Consider the following 18,409-nt stretch of genomic DNA (forward strand, 5'->3'; position numbering starts at 1 on the left):
TATGGCCAAGCAGAAGTGGTACGTCGTCTGGGCGGGGCATGAGCCCGGTGTCTACGACAGCTGGGACGAGTGCCTCAGGCAGATCTCGGGCTATTCGGGGGCACGGTACAAGGGCTTCGGCACGCGTACCGAGGCACTCAGCGCCTACGAGGAAGGCTACGCAGGCTATCAGCGTCGCCATCAGGTAGCCCCCGAGCAGCAGGCCCTGACTGAGGTGCCGCTGGGGCGAGCGCTGGTGGTGGATGCCGCCTGCTCGGGCAACCCCGGGGTCATGGAGTACCGCGGGGTCTACCTCCGAGATCGCTCGGTGGCCTTCCAGATGGGCCCCTTCCCGCGTGGAACCAATAATATCGGGGAGTTCCTGGCCATCGTCCATGCCCTAGCACTCATCGAGCAGCAGGGCCTCGAGGGGATGGTCGTCTACTCCGATAGCGCTATAGCCCTCTCCTGGGTACGGCGTGGCCGCTGCAAGACGCTGCTGGAGCGCACGTCCGAGACGGCGCAGCTCTTCGCCCTCATCGAGCGCGCCGAGCGCTGGCTCGCCACCCACCGCACGACAGCCCCCCTCTATAAGTGGGACACGGTACGCTGGGGCGAGATCCCCGCGGACTATGGGCGCAAGGGCTAGGTACTTCACCGCCTCTTCTCTGCCCATTGCTCTGCCTTACTGCCCCCCTAGCTAGTCCTAAGCCTGCCCTTGCGTAAGGGGGCTCGCTATACTAGCTAGGGGGCAGTCGCGTTATAAGGGCAGTGTCGTCTATTGCTATATCAGTGGACAAGCACTACCTTTGTACTGGCTAGCGGGGCTTCGCCGCTGGTCTCTAATCTCTAGAAAGAAAGGAATTATGAAGAAAGTACTAAGCGCAGCCTTCGCGCTGCTCCTGCTGGGTGTCAGCGCCCAGGCACAGTCCATCCATCCTCGTATCGAGGGGGCTCTCAACCTCGCCAAGATCCAGGCTAAGACTGGTGATGGTACGGATATCAGCTTCAAGGTACGTCCCGGTCTCCGCGTCGGTGTCGCTGCCGAAATCGATCTGGCCTCTGGTGTCTACCTTGCCCCTGGGCTGGTCTTCCGTCAGGAGGGTGCTAAGGAAGAGCACACGGTCCTCGGCCAGACGGTCAAGAACTCCATCGGCCTCAACTACCTCGGGATCCCCGTCAACCTCGGTATCCGTGTCGGCCTGACCGACGCCCTCGCAGTCTCTGTCGAGGCTGGTCCTAGCTTCGCCTATGGCTTCTCCTCCGTCTCCTCTGTGAAGGATGCTGAGGACGTCTTCAAGAACAAGACCTACAAGCGCTTCGACGCTGGGCTCAACGCCTCCGCAGCCATCGAGTACAGCAAGCTCTACCTGCGAGTCGGTACGGAGATCGGTATGACGAACAATCTCAAGGACGCTGTAGCTAAGGCTACGAGCAAGAACAGCTCCTTCTTCGTCGGTCTCGGCTATCGCTTCTAGCCCGTAGTGAGCACCCTGCGCGGTGCTCGCTCCTAGAGCCAAAATAAGCCCCAAGCAGTGCTAGGACAGTGTCCTTGCCGCTGCTTGGGGCTTTTCTTGTATATTTGTAGACGTTCAACAAGTATGATGCGAAGCATTTAACACCACACCCTACACTAATGGAACATATCATCAGTCAGTTCCTTCCCCTGGATCAGATCGGGGACGTGAAGCCCTTCGGTGGCGGCCACATCAATGACACCTACGCGATCACCGACCGTGAGGGCGTACGCCGCTGGATCCTGCAGCGAGTCAATCACCATGTCTTCCCTCGCATCGAGGTGCTGCAGCGCAATGTAGCCATCGTCTCCGACACGCTCCGCCAGCGTCTCGAGGAGGCAGGCGTAGAGGAGCCCGAGCGTAAGTACCTCTACTTCTATCCCCGCCTGGATGATCCTAGCCAGAACTACTACCATGATGGCGAGAACTATTGGCGTGTCTGCCGCTTCATCCCCGACAGCATGAGCATGACCGAGCTGACGCCCGAGGCGGCACGCTTCGCAGGCGAAGCCTTCGGCCAGTTCGAGGAGATGCTCTCGGGCATCCCTGAGGGCGTCCTGGGGGACACGATCGTCAACTTCCACAGCATGCCCTGGCGCCTGCAGCAGCTCCGCGACTCGATTGCTAAGGATCCGCTGGGTCGCGTGGCCAAGGTGCAGGACATCCTCGAGGAGATCTGGCGCCGTGAGGATGCCATGCTCATCCAGGAGCGTCTGCACGAGGAGGGCAAGCTGCCCAAGCGTACCATCCACTGCGATACGAAGGTAGACAACGTGCTCTTCGACCGCAGCGGCCGTGTCCTCTGCGTCGTAGACTGGGATACGGTGATGCCTGGCTATATCCTCAGCGACGTGGGTGACTTCATCCGCTCGGGCGTTAACTTCGCTCCCGAGGATGAGCCCGACCTGAGCAAGATCGGCGTCAATATGGAGATCTACCGCGCCTTTGTCGAGGGCTACCTCTCGACGGCGGGCAAGTTCCTCACGCCCATCGAGCGCAGCCTCATCGCCTACGGCGGTCGCCTGATGACCTACATGCAGACGGTACGCTTCCTGGCCGACTACATCGACGGCGACAAGTACTTCAAGGTCAAGCACCCCGAGCACAACCTGCAGCGCACGCGTGCCCAGCTCCGCTACCTGCAGTGCCTCGAGGAGAAGGCCGAGGAGATGGAGGCGCTGCTGAAGTAAGCCGCCTGCCTCGCTTCCCTACTGAATAGCCCTACGGGACGATCTGGCTGAGGCTTGCCTCCCAGGTCGTCCCGTAGGGCTTTCTTCGTCTGCTGCGGGTACGGCGTGTCTTGCCGCGCCAGCGAGCTGAGCCTTATCCTTCGGCCCGCTGACTGCTATCCCTCACGGCGCTGACTGCCGTCCCTCGGCTCGCTGACTGATAGCCCTCACGAGCCTCCCCCTTGTATTTGCACAAAGTCCACCAAGGGTATCTAAGGTGTGAACTACCAAAGGGCGGGCGGGTGAGGGACTTGGTGGGCAAGCTAAGTAAGCCTTCCGAGCGAAGTCTCTAAGGCGGCTTCGGAAAGTACCTTATGAATCAAGAAAAAGTGGCTAATCTTTTGCGCAAAAGATTAGCCACTTTTTCTGAAAAGATTAGTTACTTTTGGGAGGAAGATTAGGGACTTCGTCTCGGGCCTGCCTCAAGCGCCCTTGCGAAGTCCTTCGACCGCGCCAGCAAAGACCAGCGACTTCCTTCGGCCTTGGCCTAGTCTAAGGGAATGAAGCGGCTGAAGGAAGGCTTGGAAGTCTCGTTACATTCGCCTCCTAATGGCTGGGCTTCGTGTCGTCTTCGCAGCCCGAGCCAAGCGGCGGGCACTGTAGCGCCTTCGCCTTGTCGAGGCCGAGGCGAAGCAAAGCTGCTATCCCATCTGTAGGTGGACGGGCTACAGAGCGTTGAATGGATAGGGCTTACCCTTGTTGGATAAGGTATTTGTAGTAAGATAGATTATGAAGATAAAAGAAGTACAAGCGGTCATAAAAGGAGCTGGATACATACGGAATAGTCCTCTAGGCATTATGTGGTTTCGTGGAGAAAGCACAGAACTGAATGGGGTTGAAATCTCGAAGAAGGAGCTTTTTCTTCGGGATGGCTTGCGAGGAGGAGTATTTGCTGCGATGCTTCCTAATGGAGACATCTACGAGATTACTTCGAGTGGGATCAAGCTACAGCTACAAGTAGATGAAACTGTAGGATATCCGAAGATAGGCGAACTCCCCCATTTCTACATAATGAACAAATGGGATGAAGCAACAGACGATCACGTCTATAGACACATTCAAAATGGGGAGGTGTTATGGACTAGATCATATCCCTATAGGCTCATCGAGCAGTTTGGGGACTATGCTCTCCTATGGGGCACCTTAGGAGGACCGAAGGAAGGTGGTTGTCAGCTCATCGAGCTCGCTACTGGTGCAGTGCTTTGGGAATTAGACCATCCTGATGCTTATATCAGCCAAGTTTACCCCTATGAGGATAAAGTGATTATTGTCTGGTTTTGGGAGCTAGGGACTAAGGGAACGAGTCGGGTGCTGTGCGTAGAGGTGCCATCAGGGAAGGTATTGTGGGAGAATGATGCTGCAAGAGAGTACCAGAAATATGGAAACGACAAACTAGTATTCTTCCGCTCTTCACTTTGGGAGGATGGATATGAGCGTGGAGATAATCACCAGCTTGCAGAGCTAGACGTACGGACTGGAGCTTTTCAAACGTATACGTTCCCAGGCTATAACACCAGCACCTATGTAACGACGGTCTACAAGGACTATCTTTTCTATGGAACACTCAACTATTACTTCTACGTTGGGGCTATCGACTTACGTACGCACGAGATGCTTCCAGAGGTTAAGATTGATTACACACCAGGGAATCTTAACCGAATATCGAGCATCGGCGTACACGATGGACAGCTCTACGTAGAGATTCAGACCGAGCTTGATCATAGCGACATCCATGTCTTGGAGCTAGACGAGGAGGAGTGAGGCATAGTAGAGGGCTTGATCTGTGCGGCTGAGGTAGCGGGGCTTCTTGCGGGGACGCGGGGGATTTGTTACCTTTGACTTAAGCAAGCACCCCAAGGTCAGGGGGCTGGCATCACACTAAGAATAAGATAAGCACTATGGCACAGCAGCAAGCGGAAGCCCCACAGTTCAACATCGAGCTACCCGAAGAGATCGCCCAGGGCGAGTACAGCAACCTCGTCCTGCTCAACCCCACGCAGGGAGAATTCGTCTTTGACTTCGTGCGCCTGCTCCCAGGCGTCCAGACGGCACGTGTACACAGCCGTCAGATCCTCACGCCTGCTAATGCCAAGCGTCTGCATCGTCAGCTGGCGAACTTCCTCGAAGGCTATGAGCGCGAGCTCGGCACGATCGAGCTGCCCGAGGATAGCCTCGAGGCTGGGGAGGCCAACTAAGCCCCACGCTCTGCCTCACCGTAGGTAGATAACTAGAGCTACTCCCTCGTGGGGGTAGCTCTACCTATATATAAGAGAAGATGAAGCATATCCCTCAGCTCATCCTAGATAGTAGCCTGCCCTATCTAGAGGACCTCGCCCGTGAGGTGGGTGAGGTCACTACGCTCGCTAGCCGGGACTTTAGCCCCGAGCGCGTAGCCCAGGCGGATGCCCTGCTGATCCGCAGCGTCGTGCACTGCGACGCGGCCCTCCTCTCGGGGAGCCACGTGCGTATGATCGCCACCGCGACGGCGGGCTACGACCATATCGATGGCCCCTGGTGTGATGCCGCGGGCATCGCCTGGCGCAATGCCCCAGGCTGCAATGCGGGTGGGGTAGTGCAGTACGTCCTCTCCTCGCTGGCGGCCTGGTCGCTGGAGCGAGGTGTCGACCTCGAGGGGCTTACCCTCGGTATCGTAGGGGTGGGGCATGTCGGGGGGCGCCTCGCCGAGCGTGCTTCGGCTCTTGGCCTCCGTGTGCTGCTCTGTGACCCTCCCCGTGCCGAGCGTGAGGGTGGGGAAGGCTTCCTCCCGCTGGAGGCGCTGCTGGAGCAGAGCGATATCGTCACGCTGCATGTGCCCCTGATCCGTGCGGGGCGCTATGCGACGGCGGGGATGGTGGACGAAGGCTTCCTAGAGCACTGCTCCCGCCGCCCGCTACTCATCAATGCTTGTCGGGGTGGGGTCGCCCCCACGGCTCAGCTGCTGCGCGGACTGGAGTCGGGGCAGCTCCGTGACCTGATCCTCGACTGCTGGGAGGGCGAGCCCGAGATCTCGCCCGAGCTAGCACGCCGTGCCTTCATCGCTACGCCCCACGTGGCAGGCTGGACGGCCGACGGTAAGTGGCGTGGCTCACGCATGGCGCTGGCGGCAGTCTGTGAGGTGCTCGAGCTCCCCGAGCCTCGAGGACTCTGGGATAGCTCTGTGCTGCCTCAGCCCGAGGAGCCCGTCCTCGACCTCAATAGCCTCCCCGAGGGCGAGCGCATCCTGAGGGCGCAGCTCCACAGCGCCGACCCGCGCAGCTGTAGCCGCCTCCTGCAGGCTGAGCCCGAGCGCTTCGCCGAGATCCGCCACGACTACGTCTTCCCTCGGGAGGCCTCCGCCTATACCCTTCGTGGGGTGCGCCCCGAGGAGCGGGCGGCGCTGGAGCGACTCGGCTTCAGAGTCCAGGACTAGCCGTATCTTTGTAGGGCGCAGATTGATAATTACTTTAGTTCCCCACCCAGACGACCATGCCTAGGCGCTGCCTTACCCTCCTCGCTCTACTGCTCCTCCTGGTGCAGCAGGCTCAGGCTCAGTACACCCTCCCGCTGCAGCCGCGAAGCGGCATCCTACAGCCTGCCACTCAGGCAGAGCCCTCGGCGCGTCGTAGCCGTAGCGTAGGCCCGAGCACCGAGCGCCTCGTCCTGCCTCCGCTGCCTGCCAGTGCCTATACTGAGGCGCTGGGGCGCGGACAGATGGCACGCGTCTATACCTTTGCTATCGAGCGCCCGCTGGAGCTCGGGGCGGAGCGCCTCGGGCAGTACCTCACCGATGGGGCGGGCAACTACAGCTGGCAGGCAGTGATCCGCTCGACGGGAGCGCGTAATGTAGGCCTGCGACTCTCGCACTTCGCCCTGCCTCACGGCGGACAGCTCTACGTCACGGCGGCGGATGGGACGCGCATCGGGGCGCTGACGGAGCAGAACAATTCGCCCGACAGCCTCCTGCAGCTACGCCCGCTGGAGGGCGCCAGCCTGACGCTGCGCTACGACTTCCCCGAGGGCTATACGCCGCGCGGGGAGGAGCTCCCCTTCCGCATCGCCGCCGTCTACCATGGCTTCCGCACCTGGCATCCCGAGGATGACGACTTCGACACGGCACACCCAGGCGAGCCGCTCTACGACCTCGGCGGGCAGCGAGGCATCAAGGGCCTGCTCTGCGCCCCCAACGTGCTGGCCTATCCCCAGCGCTGGGCTCAGACGCGCAGCACGCTGCAGATCATCGTCGGGGGGACGCAGGCCTCCTCGGCAGCGCTCATCAATAATACCCGCTCCGACGGCACGCCCTACGTGCTGACCTCGGCGCACTGCATCAATAGCCTCTACAGCGTGACCGATCTGGCGAAGGTGCGTGCGCGTGCTGCCACGACGGTCTTCTTCTTCGGCTACCAGAGTCCCCAGCGTGCGGGCTATATTCGTCCTGCCGAGGAGCAGACGCTGAGCGGAGCGAGCCTCGTGGCCTACAATGAGGACTCGGATATGTGCCTCCTGCGCATCGAGGGCCTGCCTAAGGCCAGCGACGGCACCAGCCTCCCCATCCCTGCCGCCTACAACCCCTACTTCGCGGGCTGGGATCGTACCGAGCAGCCCACACTCCCTTACTTTGCCATCCATCATCCCGCCAGCAGCACCAAGCGCTACAATGAGGCCAACGACCGCTCACTCAGCATCGAGGACTATGATATCAGCGGGGCAGGTGGGCGTGCCTGGTGGGGCAAGCACTGGCACGTCCATAGCTGGGCTACGGGGACGACGGCCGCAGGCTCCTCGGGTTCGCCGCTTTTCGACGGCTCGGGCTTCATCATCGGGGCCCTCTCGGGTGGAGGCTCGACCTGCGACAGCCCCTATGACGACTACTACTGGGCGCTGGCGCGTAGCTGGACGCTCCCCCGAGGGAGCATGGATCGGCTAGGGGGACTAGCGCCACATCTCGACCCTACGGGTAGTGGAGCGACTACCTGCGCGGGCTACGATCCCCTCGGTACGCGCTTCGTGCAGCGCCTGAGCCTCTTCTACCCCGACCCTGCTACGCCCGACCAGCAGCGCCTCCTTCCCACCGATACCTACAGCCCGCAGCGCTCGACCCTCGAGCTCGGGAATGTCTTCTCCCTCCCCGCGGAGCAGCGCCTACGTATCCTGGGGGCCTATGTCGTCTTCCGCAGCACCCGCCAGCTGGCCAAGACCCAGCTGCCGCAGGTAGCCCTCAGCCTCAGTCAGCTGGAGCGCAGTGGCGGCATCGCCCAGCCTATCAGCCAGTTTGCCTCCACGCGTATGGGAGCCTACGTCGCCTATGATACGGACAAGGGCGCCTTCCAAGATCTCAGGCGCGCCACGCGTCTCGATAGCATCGAGGACTTCTTCCCCAATCCCAGCCCCGAGGAACTGAGCCTGCCTGCAGGCGACTACCTCCTCTCGCTGCGCTCGGCCTCGGGCGATAGCCTCGGGCTGCCGCTGCTGAGCTATTCGGGAGCGCGGAGCGAGACCGACTGGACCGCCTGGATCAAGGGCTTCGATGGTCGCTGGCAGCGTAACCTCAGCCTCCCCAACGGTGCCTACTGGATCGACCTCCTGGTGGAGACCGCGCAGCCCATACGCCTAGGGCGCAGCAGTACGCAGGCCGAGGAGCCGACCCGCTGCTACGCCTATGGGCAGCAGCTCTTCCTCGAGGGCGACTTCACCCGCTACACTAGCGTCGAGCTGCGCGTCTACAGCCTCCTCGGCGAACTGATCCAGCGGGACGAGCGCCCCTTCATGAGCCGCCGTCAGAGCTACCCCGTACAGCTCCCCCAGGGGAACTATCTGGCGGTCTTCACCCTACACCACAGCTCGGGCTCCCAGGAGCGACTCAGCCTCTACTTCACCCAGCCCTAAGCCCCCACTTCTCATCCTAATAGTATTGTATGGTCACACCCTACAACGATAATCAGACCCCGAAGGTCGAGCAGGTGCGCAAGATGTTCAATAACATTGCCCCCAAGTACGACCTCCTCAACCGCATCATCTCGCTAGGCCTCGATCGCTCGTGGCGGCGCAAGGCCCTCGACATGCTGGCACCCTATGCCCCCAAGCGCGTCCTGGACGTAGCCACGGGGACGGGCGACCTCGCCATCGAGCTGCTGAAGCATGTCCCCAGTGTGCGAGAGGTCCTCGGGATCGACATCTCGGAGGAGATGATGCGTGTCGGGGCTAGTAAGGTCGCCAGCCTCGGGCTCAGCCAGCAGATCAGCTTCAGTCGTCAGGACTCCACGGCGACGGATCTGGAGACGGCGAGCTTCGACGCAGCTACGATAGGCTTCGGCATACGCAACTTCACCGATATCCCTGCCGCTGCCCGCGAGCTTCACCGCCTCCTGCGCCCCTCGGGTGTGCTGGTGATCATCGAGCTAAGTGAGCCTACCAACCGCTTCCTTCACCTTGGCTACAGCCTCTACACACGTACGGTGATCCCTATGCTCGGGCGATTGTTGACAGGGGACAAGAGTGCCTATACCTACCTGCCCAAGAGCATCGCCGCCGTCCCGCAGCGCGAGCAGATGACGGAGATCCTGCGTGTGGCAGGCTTCCGTGAGGCATTCTACCACAGCATCTTCCCCGGTGCCTGCACCATATACATAGGGATCAATGCGGACTAGGGTGAGGGTAAAGCGCGGCCGCGCGGAAACGGAAATTGAAGATTATTAACTATCTTTACAAGCGAAAGTGGCTGTGCTACAGCCCTAAGTGCCGAGCACTGCCGTAGGGGAGCACAGCTGCGTATGTCTTCAAGGCTTGCAGGGATATGAAGGTATTGCAATTAGGTAAGTTTTACCCGATCAAAGGCGGGGTCGAGTGTGTGATGGAGATCTTCACCGAGGGCCTCGCCGAGCGTGGCTATCCGAGTGATATGCTCTGTGCTGCACACGATGGCCACGTGGGTGATATCATCCTTGGTGAGGAGTCGCGTATCATGTGCGCCCCCTCCCTACTCAAGGTCGCAGCCACGATGATCTCCCCGATGATGATCGTCCGTCTTAGGAAGATCTGTCACGAGTACGACATCATCCATATCCACCACCCCGACCCGATGGCGACCCTCGCCTTATTCCTCTCGGGCTATAAGGGACGTGTGGTCCTACATTGGCATAGCGATATCCTCAAGCAGAAGACCCTGCTGCGCTTCTTCAAGCCTCTGCAGAACTGGCTCATCAAGCGCTCCGACCTCATCCTCGGCACCACGCCAGTCTATGTGGAGGAGTCGCCCTTCCTGAAGAAGGTGCAGCACAAGACCTCCTACCTCCCCATTGGTACTGACCCCACGCCCTGGCTCTCCGATGAGGTGAAGGAGCTGCGTAGCCGCTATCCAGGCAAGAAGATCGTCTACAACATGGGGCGCCTCGTCCCCTACAAGGGCTACCATCACTTGATCCAAGCGATGGCCCTGCTGCCCGAGGAGTACATCCTCTGGATTGGCGGCGATGGCCCACTGCGTGCGGAGCTCGAGGCGCTGGTGAGGGAGCTCGGTCTCGAGCAGCGCGTCGAGATCCTTGGCTATGTCCCCAGCGCTATGAAGCCCGTCTACTTTGGTGCCTGTGACCTCTTCTGCCTCAGCTCGACGATGAAGACCGAGGCCTATGCCATCGTCCAGGTCGAGGCCATGAGCCTAGGCCGCCCCATCGTCGCCACCGAGATCCCCGAGTCGGGGGTCTCTTGGGTCAATGCTCACGGTGTCTTTGGGCTGAATGTCCCCGTCGAGGACGCCCCTGCCATGGCTAAGGCCATCCGAGAGATCTGTGAGAACCCCGACACCTGGCAGCTCTGTAGCCGTGGCGCCCGCCAGCGCTACTACGACGTCTTCACCAAGGTGGAGATGATCAATCGCCTCATCGAGATATACACCGACCTACTAGCCCAAACTGATCATAGGAAATAACAAAGACGCTCAATGAACTGTATCGAACGTTGCCTCAAACGAACCTTCGACTTCACCCTAGCACTCGTCTCTCTGGTCCTCTTCTCGCCCGTGATGCTCGTCATCGCGATCCTGATACGACGCGAGGAGCCCGATGGGGATGTCATCTACACCCAGGAGCGTGTAGGCTATAAGGGTCGTCCCTTCAAGCTCTATAAGTTCCGCTCCATGTATATGGATGCGGAGAAGGACAATGCTCCTCAGCTCTATCAGGAGCAGGATCCCCGTCTGACGAAGATCGGCGCCTTCATCCGCGCTCATCACCTGGACGAATTCCCCCAGCTGTGGAACGTCATCAAGGGGGATATGTCCTTCGTCGGCCCTCGCCCCGAGCGTCAGTACTTCATCGACCAGATCAGCGCTGTGCGTCCCGACTACGAGCGTCTCTATGCGCTCCGCCCAGGGCTCTTCTCCTTCGCGACGCTCTACAACGGCTATACCGACACCCTGGAGAAGATGCTCCGTCGCCTCGACCTAGATATCAAGTACCTAGAGAACTACTCCCTCTGGACCGACATCAAGATCATCTTCCTGACCTCCCAGTCCATCATCTTCGGCAAGAAATTCTAGCACATGAATCTGAATAAATCTCTACGCTCCTGGCGTGTGGGGCTCCTGGCCTCAGTGCTCCTCCTCGCTACCTCCTGCGACCAGGTCTATCGCACCAACTACCTTCGCGACATGGAGGTCGCCAAGACCTATGGCGTCAAGTACGACATGGGGCTGACCATACAGAAGGGAGACAAGCTCAGCATCCTGGTCAGCAGCATCCGCAATCCCGAGCTGACCATCCCCTTCAACCCGCCTCAGCAGACCACCACGACGGCGAAGACGCCATCAGGGAAGCGTATAACGGCCCCAGTGAGTAACGTCAGCCAGTTCCCCACGGTCAACTTCCCCGAGGGTGTCACGCCCACCCCTTCGCCTGCGGCCCAGATCGCCTACCTCGTAGATGCAGAGGGCTGCATCCAGTTCCCCCTGCTCGGCTCGGTCAAGGTCACGGGGATGACGCTCGATCAGGTGAGTGAGTACCTGCGTACGCGCCTCGTCTCGGAGAAGTACCTGATGGATGCCCACGTCACGACGACCTTCGATAACCTCCGAGTCTACCTCCTCGGGGCGCTTGGTGTTCATGATAAGGATCGATTCAATAACAACGAGTTCCCCAATAAGGGGGTCTTCCACCTAGATGATCCTCAGACCAATATCCTAGAGCTCGTCGCTCAGGCAGGCGGTCTGATGGAGCAGGCCAACTATGAGCGCCTCAACATCATTCGCAAGGAGCCCAAGGGCTATGTCATCTATCGTGTGAACCTGCTCTCCAGCGGCCTCTTCGAATCTCCAGCCTTCATTCTACGCCAGAACGACATCGTCTACGCCGAGTACAAGTACCGTCGTGACTCTGAGCAGCGCACCTCACAGGTGCTGACCTACACCTCGACGATCGTCTCCTCGCTCGTCTCCCTGCTGGCTATCGTCACATTCTTCAAGAAGTAAGGATCTATGGCCACCCACGACTCTTCAGCCTCTGCCAACAAGGCGCAGGGGATGGACTTCAACCTGATTGACGTCTTCTTCTACCTGCTTCGCTACTGGCCCATCTACATCGTCAGTATCGCGGCCTTCTGTATCCTTAGCATGTACCGCAATGCACGCATGCCCTACACCTATCAGTCCTCCATCCAGGTACTGATCCGTGAGGCCTCGCAGCGTACGATGCTGGATGCGGATATGGTGCGCGTGATGCGCAATACCTCGCGCCTCAACATGGAGAACGAGAAGCTCCAGTTCTCCTCCCGCAGCATCCTCGAGCGCGCAGTGCATACGGTCAATGCCAATGTCCTGTATCGTGTCAATGAGGGTCTGCGCTCCGTAGAGCTCTACGATCGTGCTCCCTTCTCGATGCGCTTCCTCGACAGCCTGGACAATACCTCCTCCTGGGAAGTGACCTACCAAGACGCTGGGCATGTAGGCATCCGCCGTGTGGGGAGCGATCAGGTACAGAAGGTGCCCCTCAATGTCCCTGTACGCCTTGGCAAGGAGCAGTTCATCGTCGAGCCCCGCTCCAACTTCAATAGCCCCTGGGACCACAAGGAGATCAAGGTTGACCGCATGTCCTTCAGCAACACCGTACGCTACTACCAGCATGCTGTCGTTGTCTCACAGCCTCTGGAACGCTCTTCGACACTGAGTATCACGCTCCAGGACCGCTCCAAGCGCAAGGCCCTCGATATCCTCCTGGCGCAGGTCGCTGCCTACAACCGTGAGGACGAAGAGGTGCGCAACCAGATCTCTAAGAATACCGCAGACTTCGTCAACGAGCGTATCGCTGCCCTCAGCGAAGAACTCGGGATCGTCGAGGAGGACATGGAGCACTTCATGGTCAAGACCCGTACCATCGACTACGATGGTAAGGTGATGCGCTACAATGCTCGTTCGGCTGAGACAGAAGTCGAGGCCTACGAACTCGAGACGCAGCTCAAGCTCGTCTCCTTCATGCTCTCGCAGCTCAGCAGTCCCTCCAAGGCCAATGACTTCATGCCGCTGAATATCGGTATCAATGCCCCTGGTCTGGACGAACTCATCGCTCAGTACAACCAGCTGCAGCTGCAGCGCAACAAGCTCGTCGAGGCCTCTGGTGGTAGCGTCGCTAACCCCGTCATCACCAACTACGACCAGGCCCTCAAGGAGCAGCGTGCCGCCACCATCGAGGCGCTCAACCGCTATGCCTCGGTCCTCCGCGTACGTCTGCAGAACTCCAACGGGCAGCAGTCTACCCTCGCCGGTGCCCTCCCCGACGTCTCGAGCAAGGGCCGTGAGAAGGCTGAGATCGAGCGCCGCCTGGCCATCCGTGAGCGCCTCTACACCGAGCTGCTCAACAAGCGCGAGGAGTATGCCCTGCGCCAGGCCATGACCCAGGATAGCGCCTATGTCCTCGATATGGACGACGCTCCCTCTGGCCCCGTCAGCCCGAATAACTTCCGCACCTTCATGATCGCCTTCCTGCTGGGGCTCGTCGTGCCTAGCATCTTCTTGATCATCCGCCTTGTGGTCGACACCAAGATCCACACGCGTAAGGATATAATGGACCGCGTCACGATCCCCTTCCTCGGGGACGTGCCCCGTGCAGAGAAGAGCAAGGAAGGGCTCGGCCGTGTCGTCAGTGCTCAGGGTACCGATAGTGTGAGCGAAGCCTTCCGCGTCCTGCGTGAGAACCTCCGCTTCATGATCGGGACCAATGACAATAGCCCCAAGCGCATCATCTTCACCTCCTTCGGTGAGTCCGCGGGTAAGAGCTACGTGTCCTACAACCTTGCCCTCACGCTCATGGCCTCGGGTAAGCGCGTGGTGCTCGTCGACCTTGACCTGCGTAAGGGGACGATCTCCCGCCGTCTCGGCCTCCGTGGCGCTGGCGTCAGTGAGTTCCTCGCCAATCCGCAGATGAAGCTCAGCGACATCCTGCGCAAGGATCCCGCACATCCCGAGCTCGCTGTCATCGTCTCTGGTGCCGTACCGCCCAATCCTACCGAGCTGCTCCTGCACCAGCGCTTCGATGACCTGGCTGAGATGCTGACCGAGCAGTTCGACTACGTCCTCTACGACAACGTGCCCTTCGGTAGCGTCGCCGATGCTGCTATCGCCAACCGTGTCGCTGACCTCACGCTCTTCGTGCTGCGTGCTGGTAAGTTTGACCGCCGCGCTATGCCTGACCTGCAGCGTATCTACGATGATCAGGTGCTGACCAATATGGCCATCATCCTCAACGATGCTCAGGGCAGTGGCCACGGCTATGGTTACGGCTATGGCTACGGTTATGGCTACGGCTACGGCTATGGCTACGGCTATGGTCACAAGAAGCGTACTCTGCGTCAGCGCATCATGCACCGCCTAGGCTTCAAGGTGAAGTAGCCTTGTGCTACTAAGCCTGCCTCCGAGCTTATGATCCCTTCTGCACCTCAGCCTCGGCTCACGGTCATCGTACCGGCGTACAACGTCGCCCCTTGGCTCGAGCAGTGCATCCAGTCCATCCGTCAGCAGAGCCTCACCGACCTCGAGATCATCGTGGTCGATGACGGCTCGACTGATGCGACGGGCGAGCTCCTAGAGGCCTGGGTCGCTGAGGAGTCTCGGCTCAAGGTCCTACACCAGCCCAATGCGGGGCAGTCAGCGGCACGCAACCGAGCCCTCGAGCTCGTCCGCAGCCCCTACTTCACCTTTGTTGACGGAGATGATTACCTCAGTCCCGACGTGCTCGAGGAGGCAGTCGCTCTGCTGGAGTCCGAGCCTGAGCTCGGGCTGGTAGAGTTTGGCTTCGTCGAGGAGTATCCCGACGGACGGTGCCAGCCGCAGCTCCACAGCTCACTACGCTATACCTCGCTCGAGGCCGTGCGTAGCCTCGCCCTGTCGGCAGAGGTCTCCGGTATGCCCTGGGGGAAGGTCTACCGCAGCTCTGTGGCCTCTGACCTACGCTTCCCCGAGGGGCGGATCTTCGAGGATACCCCCTTCGTGCTGGAGGTGCTCATGAGGAGTACGGCCTACGCCTACCTCCCGAGCTGTGGCTACCACTACCGCGTCATGCGCTCGGGTAGCTCCACTGAGCGCTGGGATGGGCGCCTTTGCCACCTCTTCGAGAACGTCCTAGAGCTCCGCGATCGGCTCATCGATCGTGATTCGCCCTACCGCCCGCTGGTCAATGAGCTCCTCCTCAGACGGCTCATCATCTTTGTCCTCTGGGCCGACCGCCATCGCTCCGAGCAGCCTGGCCTGCTGGCTCTGCTGCTGCCCTATACACGCTCCCTGCGAGGAGAGCCCCTTGCCCCAGGAGGCTGGGGCATACGGCTGAGGAATCAGCTCTTCCTCAGAGCTCCTCGCCTCTTCCTCGGGATCAAGCGACTCCTCCCTACACCTCAATATAGTTAGTCCCTCCACTCTGCCCATGTACGAGCAACTCATCTATTGCATAGCCAAAGAGTATATCGTCCTCAACACATCCTCAGCCCAGGCCACGCGAGCGCTCCTGCCGAACTATGAGCCCTTCCGTGTCGATGCGCTGCCTGAGGGGCAGCGGCCGCTCTTTACCTTCACGGGCGATGTGGACCTCAGTGGATACAAGCGCCTTGACCTCCTAGAGGACAAGCCCAGCGAAGCCACCCATGCCCGCGTCTATCGCACGACGGGGGAGCGGCTGATCCTAGAGCTGCAGATCTTCCGCCAGTCGCAGAGCATGCTCATAGGGGAGGACTGGCGCGAGCTGCAGTCCGACGTACAGATGGATGACCTCTCCTCGGCAGAGCACCTCAATCGGCTTCTGCTCATCGGCTATGCCGCGGCCATCGCTCCGCATCGTATGCTCAAGGTGCATGCCTCGGTGACGGTGCTACGAGGCCGCGCGCTCCTCTTCCTCGGGGTCAGCGGTACGGGCAAGAGTACGCACAGCCGTCTGTGGCGCCGCTATGTACCCGGTGCCGAGCTGCTCAATGACGACGAGCCTATGGTGCGTGTGGAGGATGACGGCTCCGTCCGTGTCTATGGCTGCCCCTGGAGTGGTAGCACACCTTGCTACCGCAATGAGTCGGCCGAGGTCGTGGCCTTTGTCCATCTCCACCAGTCGCCCGAGAACAAGCTGACGAAGCTGCACGGGCGTGCTAGCTTCGACTCCCTCTACTCGTCCTCGGCCTTCCTGCACTCGGACAAGGTGCGCCACTTGGCGATCTTCAACACCGTGGCCGATGTCCTGGAGCGCATCCCCGTCTATCGCCTCGACTGCCGTCCCGACGAGGAGGCGGTCTCCTGCACACGTCCCTTACTCGAAGACTAGATGAACGACGAGCGTAGACCTAGTACGCGGCGGGGAGCACCGTCGCGCATCACGCTGGAGGATGCCTTCGATGATGTCCTGAGCCGTATAGCTGAGGGCTATCGGGTGGATATTATCGCCAAGGGGCGCAGTATGCTCCCCTTCATCCGCAGCCAGCGGGATGCGATCACGCTCTCGCCGCTGACCGAGGAGTCCATCCAGCCCGGGCGCGTTGTCCTGGCACGTATCTCGCGTGGCTACGCTATTCATCGTATCGAGACCATCTACCCAGGCGGACGCATCATCCTCCGCGGTGATGGCAACCCCTATCAGCGCGAGGCCTGCATCCCGCGTCAGATCCTAGCGGAGGCTACCTGCGTGCGTCGTGGCCGCTTCCTCATTACCCAGGGCAGCTGTCTCTGGTGGTGTGCCGAGTATCTGTGGCCGAGTATGCCCTTCTTGCGCCGCGCCCTGCTCTTCGTCTATCGCCGCACGCTGCTGCGCTGGGGCTGCTAGCTAAGCCTATCCCACTGCGAAGGCTACCGCACCAATAGGGGTGCGGTAGCCTTTTTTGTTTCGCGAGCGGAGCCCGCCCCGAGCAGCTTTTGGCCTCGGGAGTGGGCTCCTTGTGCTACGTTTGGTGTCGCTCTTTATCTTAGGGATAAGCCAAGGAGCTGCGAAGCCTCGATCTCCTTCGGCGAAGCTGGGGTACATGCTGTGGGGCTGTCTCGGCTAAGGGGGAGGGTAGGTGAGGGATATCCGTCAGCGCCGTGAGGGACGTCCGTCTGCCTCGCGGGGGATATCCCTCAGAGGGCCGAGGGATATCCCTCAGGGACGCTCCCGCAGGAGGGGCGCCTTACTTCTCCGTCTAAGGCCCGTGGCTGAGTGAAGTGGGGGGCTTTACTGGGCTGCTTCGGGGGCAAGACGTCTCTAGGTGTGCGGATAGCTGCGCGGGGGGCAGGTGCTGCCTTCGCCCGACTTCGCGCTTGTCTCGGCGGTGGCTCTTGTGCCAAATCCCTGTATCTTTGCACTATCTAGATAAGACAAGGTATGAAGGAGACCCTAAGCTATAAGGAGGCCACAGCGCGCCTCGAGCAGATCGTCCGCTACATAGAGCAGGACAGCCCCGATGTCGATGAGCTCACCAAGCTCGTAGAGGAGGCGGTGCAGCTCTCGAAGTACTGCCGCCGCAAGCTCACCGAGGCCGATAAGCAGCTGACGAGCCTCATGGCGCAGCTCAGCGAGGATAATGAGGAGGCCCATGGCTAGCCCTCATGAGGGGCGCTATGCCCTACTCGTGGCAGGCGGCAGTGGCCTACGCATGGGCGCAGCGCTGCCCAAGCAGTTCCTCCCTTTAGGGGGGCGACCCGTCCTGATGCACACGCTGGAGCGCTTCGCCCCGCTGGTGGAGCGCCTCATCCTCGTACTTCCCGAGGAGCAGCGCGGCTACTGGGCAGAGCTCTGCGCGCAGCATCGCTTCACCCTCCCGCACGAGGTGACCGCGGGCGGCGAGACGCGTTTCCTTTCTGTCTCGGCAGGCCTCGGCCTCCTGCCCGAGGAAGGGCTGGTGGCAGTGCATGACGGGGTACGCCCGCTGCTGAGCGCTGGGCTCATCGAGGCTTGCTTCGAGGCCGCAGCACGCGCTGGCGCAGCCCTGCCTGCCCTCCCCGTCACCGACAGCCTACGCCAGCTGCAGGAGGGGAGCAGCCGCGCTGTCGACCGTGCCGACTACGTCGCCGTACAGACGCCGCAGACCTTCCAGCTGCGCCAGCTGCACGCCGCCTACCGTCAGCCCTACCGCCCGAGCTTCACCGATGACGCCTCCGTCTGGGAGGCGGCGGGCTTCGCAGCCCCCGAGCTAGTGCCTGGTGAGGCGCGCAATATCAAGCTCACCCAGCCGCTGGACCTCAAGCTCGCCGAGCTCCTCCTGAAGGAATAAGCCCAC

General features: G+C 60.6%; 17 protein-coding genes. All 17 read left to right on the forward strand.

The features are described 5' to 3' along the window. Nucleotide 1 precedes the first annotated feature (1 nt). The 17 genes from J4862_RS00185 (at nucleotide 2) to J4862_RS00265 (ending at nucleotide 18,403) form a co-directional block, all read left to right on the forward strand. The gene (locus tag J4862_RS00185; protein WP_211788738.1) at nucleotides 2–628 is read left to right on the forward strand and encodes a viroplasmin family protein; all 627 of its coding nucleotides are present in this window, start codon (nucleotides 2–4) and stop codon (nucleotides 626–628) included. A 217-nt stretch (nucleotides 629–845) separates the two neighbouring features. After that, nucleotides 846–1,457 (forward strand): porin family protein, encoded by a 612-nt coding sequence (locus J4862_RS00190; RefSeq protein ID WP_211788739.1) that lies wholly within the window; start codon nucleotides 846–848, stop codon nucleotides 1,455–1,457. 158 nt (nucleotides 1,458–1,615) lie between these two features. Continuing rightward, the gene (locus J4862_RS00195; RefSeq protein WP_211788740.1) at nucleotides 1,616–2,686 is read left to right on the forward strand and encodes a phosphotransferase enzyme family protein; all 1,071 of its coding nucleotides are present in this window, start codon (nucleotides 1,616–1,618) and stop codon (nucleotides 2,684–2,686) included. Nucleotides 2,687–3,454: 768 nt separating this feature from the next. Beyond that, nucleotides 3,455–4,486, forward strand: a complete 1,032-nt coding sequence (locus J4862_RS00200) for a PQQ-binding-like beta-propeller repeat protein (protein ID WP_211788741.1) — start codon at nucleotides 3,455–3,457, stop codon at nucleotides 4,484–4,486. 137 nt (nucleotides 4,487–4,623) lie between these two features. Then, a complete protein-coding gene (locus J4862_RS00205; RefSeq protein WP_211788742.1) occupies nucleotides 4,624–4,920 on the forward strand; it encodes a DUF3467 domain-containing protein in 297 nt (98 codons plus the stop codon). A gap of 80 nt (nucleotides 4,921–5,000) precedes the next feature. After that, a complete protein-coding gene (locus tag J4862_RS00210) occupies nucleotides 5,001–6,134 on the forward strand; it encodes a 4-phosphoerythronate dehydrogenase (RefSeq protein WP_211788743.1) in 1,134 nt (377 codons plus the stop codon). A gap of 56 nt (nucleotides 6,135–6,190) precedes the next feature. Continuing rightward, entirely contained in the window at nucleotides 6,191–8,590 is a 2,400-nt protein-coding gene (locus J4862_RS00215; protein ID WP_211788744.1) for a serine protease, read from the forward strand. Between the two features lie 29 nt (nucleotides 8,591–8,619). Continuing rightward, the gene (gene ubiE / locus J4862_RS00220) at nucleotides 8,620–9,351 is read left to right on the forward strand and encodes a bifunctional demethylmenaquinone methyltransferase/2-methoxy-6-polyprenyl-1,4-benzoquinol methylase UbiE (RefSeq protein ID WP_211788745.1); all 732 of its coding nucleotides are present in this window, start codon (nucleotides 8,620–8,622) and stop codon (nucleotides 9,349–9,351) included. 146 nt (nucleotides 9,352–9,497) lie between these two features. Next, nucleotides 9,498–10,628, forward strand: coding sequence for a glycosyltransferase (locus J4862_RS00225; RefSeq protein WP_211788746.1), 1,131 nt, complete (start codon nucleotides 9,498–9,500; stop codon nucleotides 10,626–10,628). Nucleotides 10,629–10,640: 12 nt separating this feature from the next. Beyond that, nucleotides 10,641–11,237 carry a sugar transferase gene (locus J4862_RS00230; RefSeq protein ID WP_211788747.1) on the forward strand — a complete coding sequence of 199 codons (597 nt, stop codon included), beginning with the start codon at nucleotides 10,641–10,643 and terminating at the stop codon, nucleotides 11,235–11,237. A 3-nt stretch (nucleotides 11,238–11,240) separates the two neighbouring features. Further along, nucleotides 11,241–12,164 (forward strand): polysaccharide biosynthesis/export family protein, encoded by a 924-nt coding sequence (locus J4862_RS00235; protein ID WP_211788748.1) that lies wholly within the window; start codon nucleotides 11,241–11,243, stop codon nucleotides 12,162–12,164. A 6-nt stretch (nucleotides 12,165–12,170) separates the two neighbouring features. Next, on the forward strand, nucleotides 12,171–14,576 hold the full coding sequence (locus J4862_RS00240) for a polysaccharide biosynthesis tyrosine autokinase (RefSeq protein WP_211788749.1): 2,406 nt from the start codon (nucleotides 12,171–12,173) through the stop codon (nucleotides 14,574–14,576). Between the two features lie 30 nt (nucleotides 14,577–14,606). Then, complete coding sequence (locus J4862_RS00245) at nucleotides 14,607–15,587, forward strand: glycosyltransferase family 2 protein (protein ID WP_211788750.1); 981 nt, start codon at nucleotides 14,607–14,609, stop codon at nucleotides 15,585–15,587. A gap of 16 nt (nucleotides 15,588–15,603) precedes the next feature. After that, on the forward strand, nucleotides 15,604–16,485 hold the full coding sequence (locus J4862_RS00250) for a hypothetical protein (RefSeq protein WP_211788751.1): 882 nt from the start codon (nucleotides 15,604–15,606) through the stop codon (nucleotides 16,483–16,485). Further along, entirely contained in the window at nucleotides 16,486–16,980 is a 495-nt protein-coding gene (locus J4862_RS00255; RefSeq protein ID WP_211788752.1) for a S24/S26 family peptidase, read from the forward strand. It begins immediately after the preceding gene. A 534-nt stretch (nucleotides 16,981–17,514) separates the two neighbouring features. Beyond that, nucleotides 17,515–17,733 carry an exodeoxyribonuclease VII small subunit gene (gene xseB, locus J4862_RS00260; RefSeq protein WP_211788753.1) on the forward strand — a complete coding sequence of 73 codons (219 nt, stop codon included), beginning with the start codon at nucleotides 17,515–17,517 and terminating at the stop codon, nucleotides 17,731–17,733. Continuing rightward, complete coding sequence (locus tag J4862_RS00265) at nucleotides 17,726–18,403, forward strand: 2-C-methyl-D-erythritol 4-phosphate cytidylyltransferase (protein ID WP_211788754.1); 678 nt, start codon at nucleotides 17,726–17,728, stop codon at nucleotides 18,401–18,403. The genes xseB and J4862_RS00265 overlap by 8 nt, the downstream gene beginning before the upstream one ends. Nucleotides 18,404–18,409 lie beyond the last annotated feature (6 nt).

Source organism: Porphyromonas sp. oral taxon 275 (genome assembly GCF_018127745.1).
GTDB lineage: Bacteria > Bacteroidota > Bacteroidia > Bacteroidales > Porphyromonadaceae > Porphyromonas.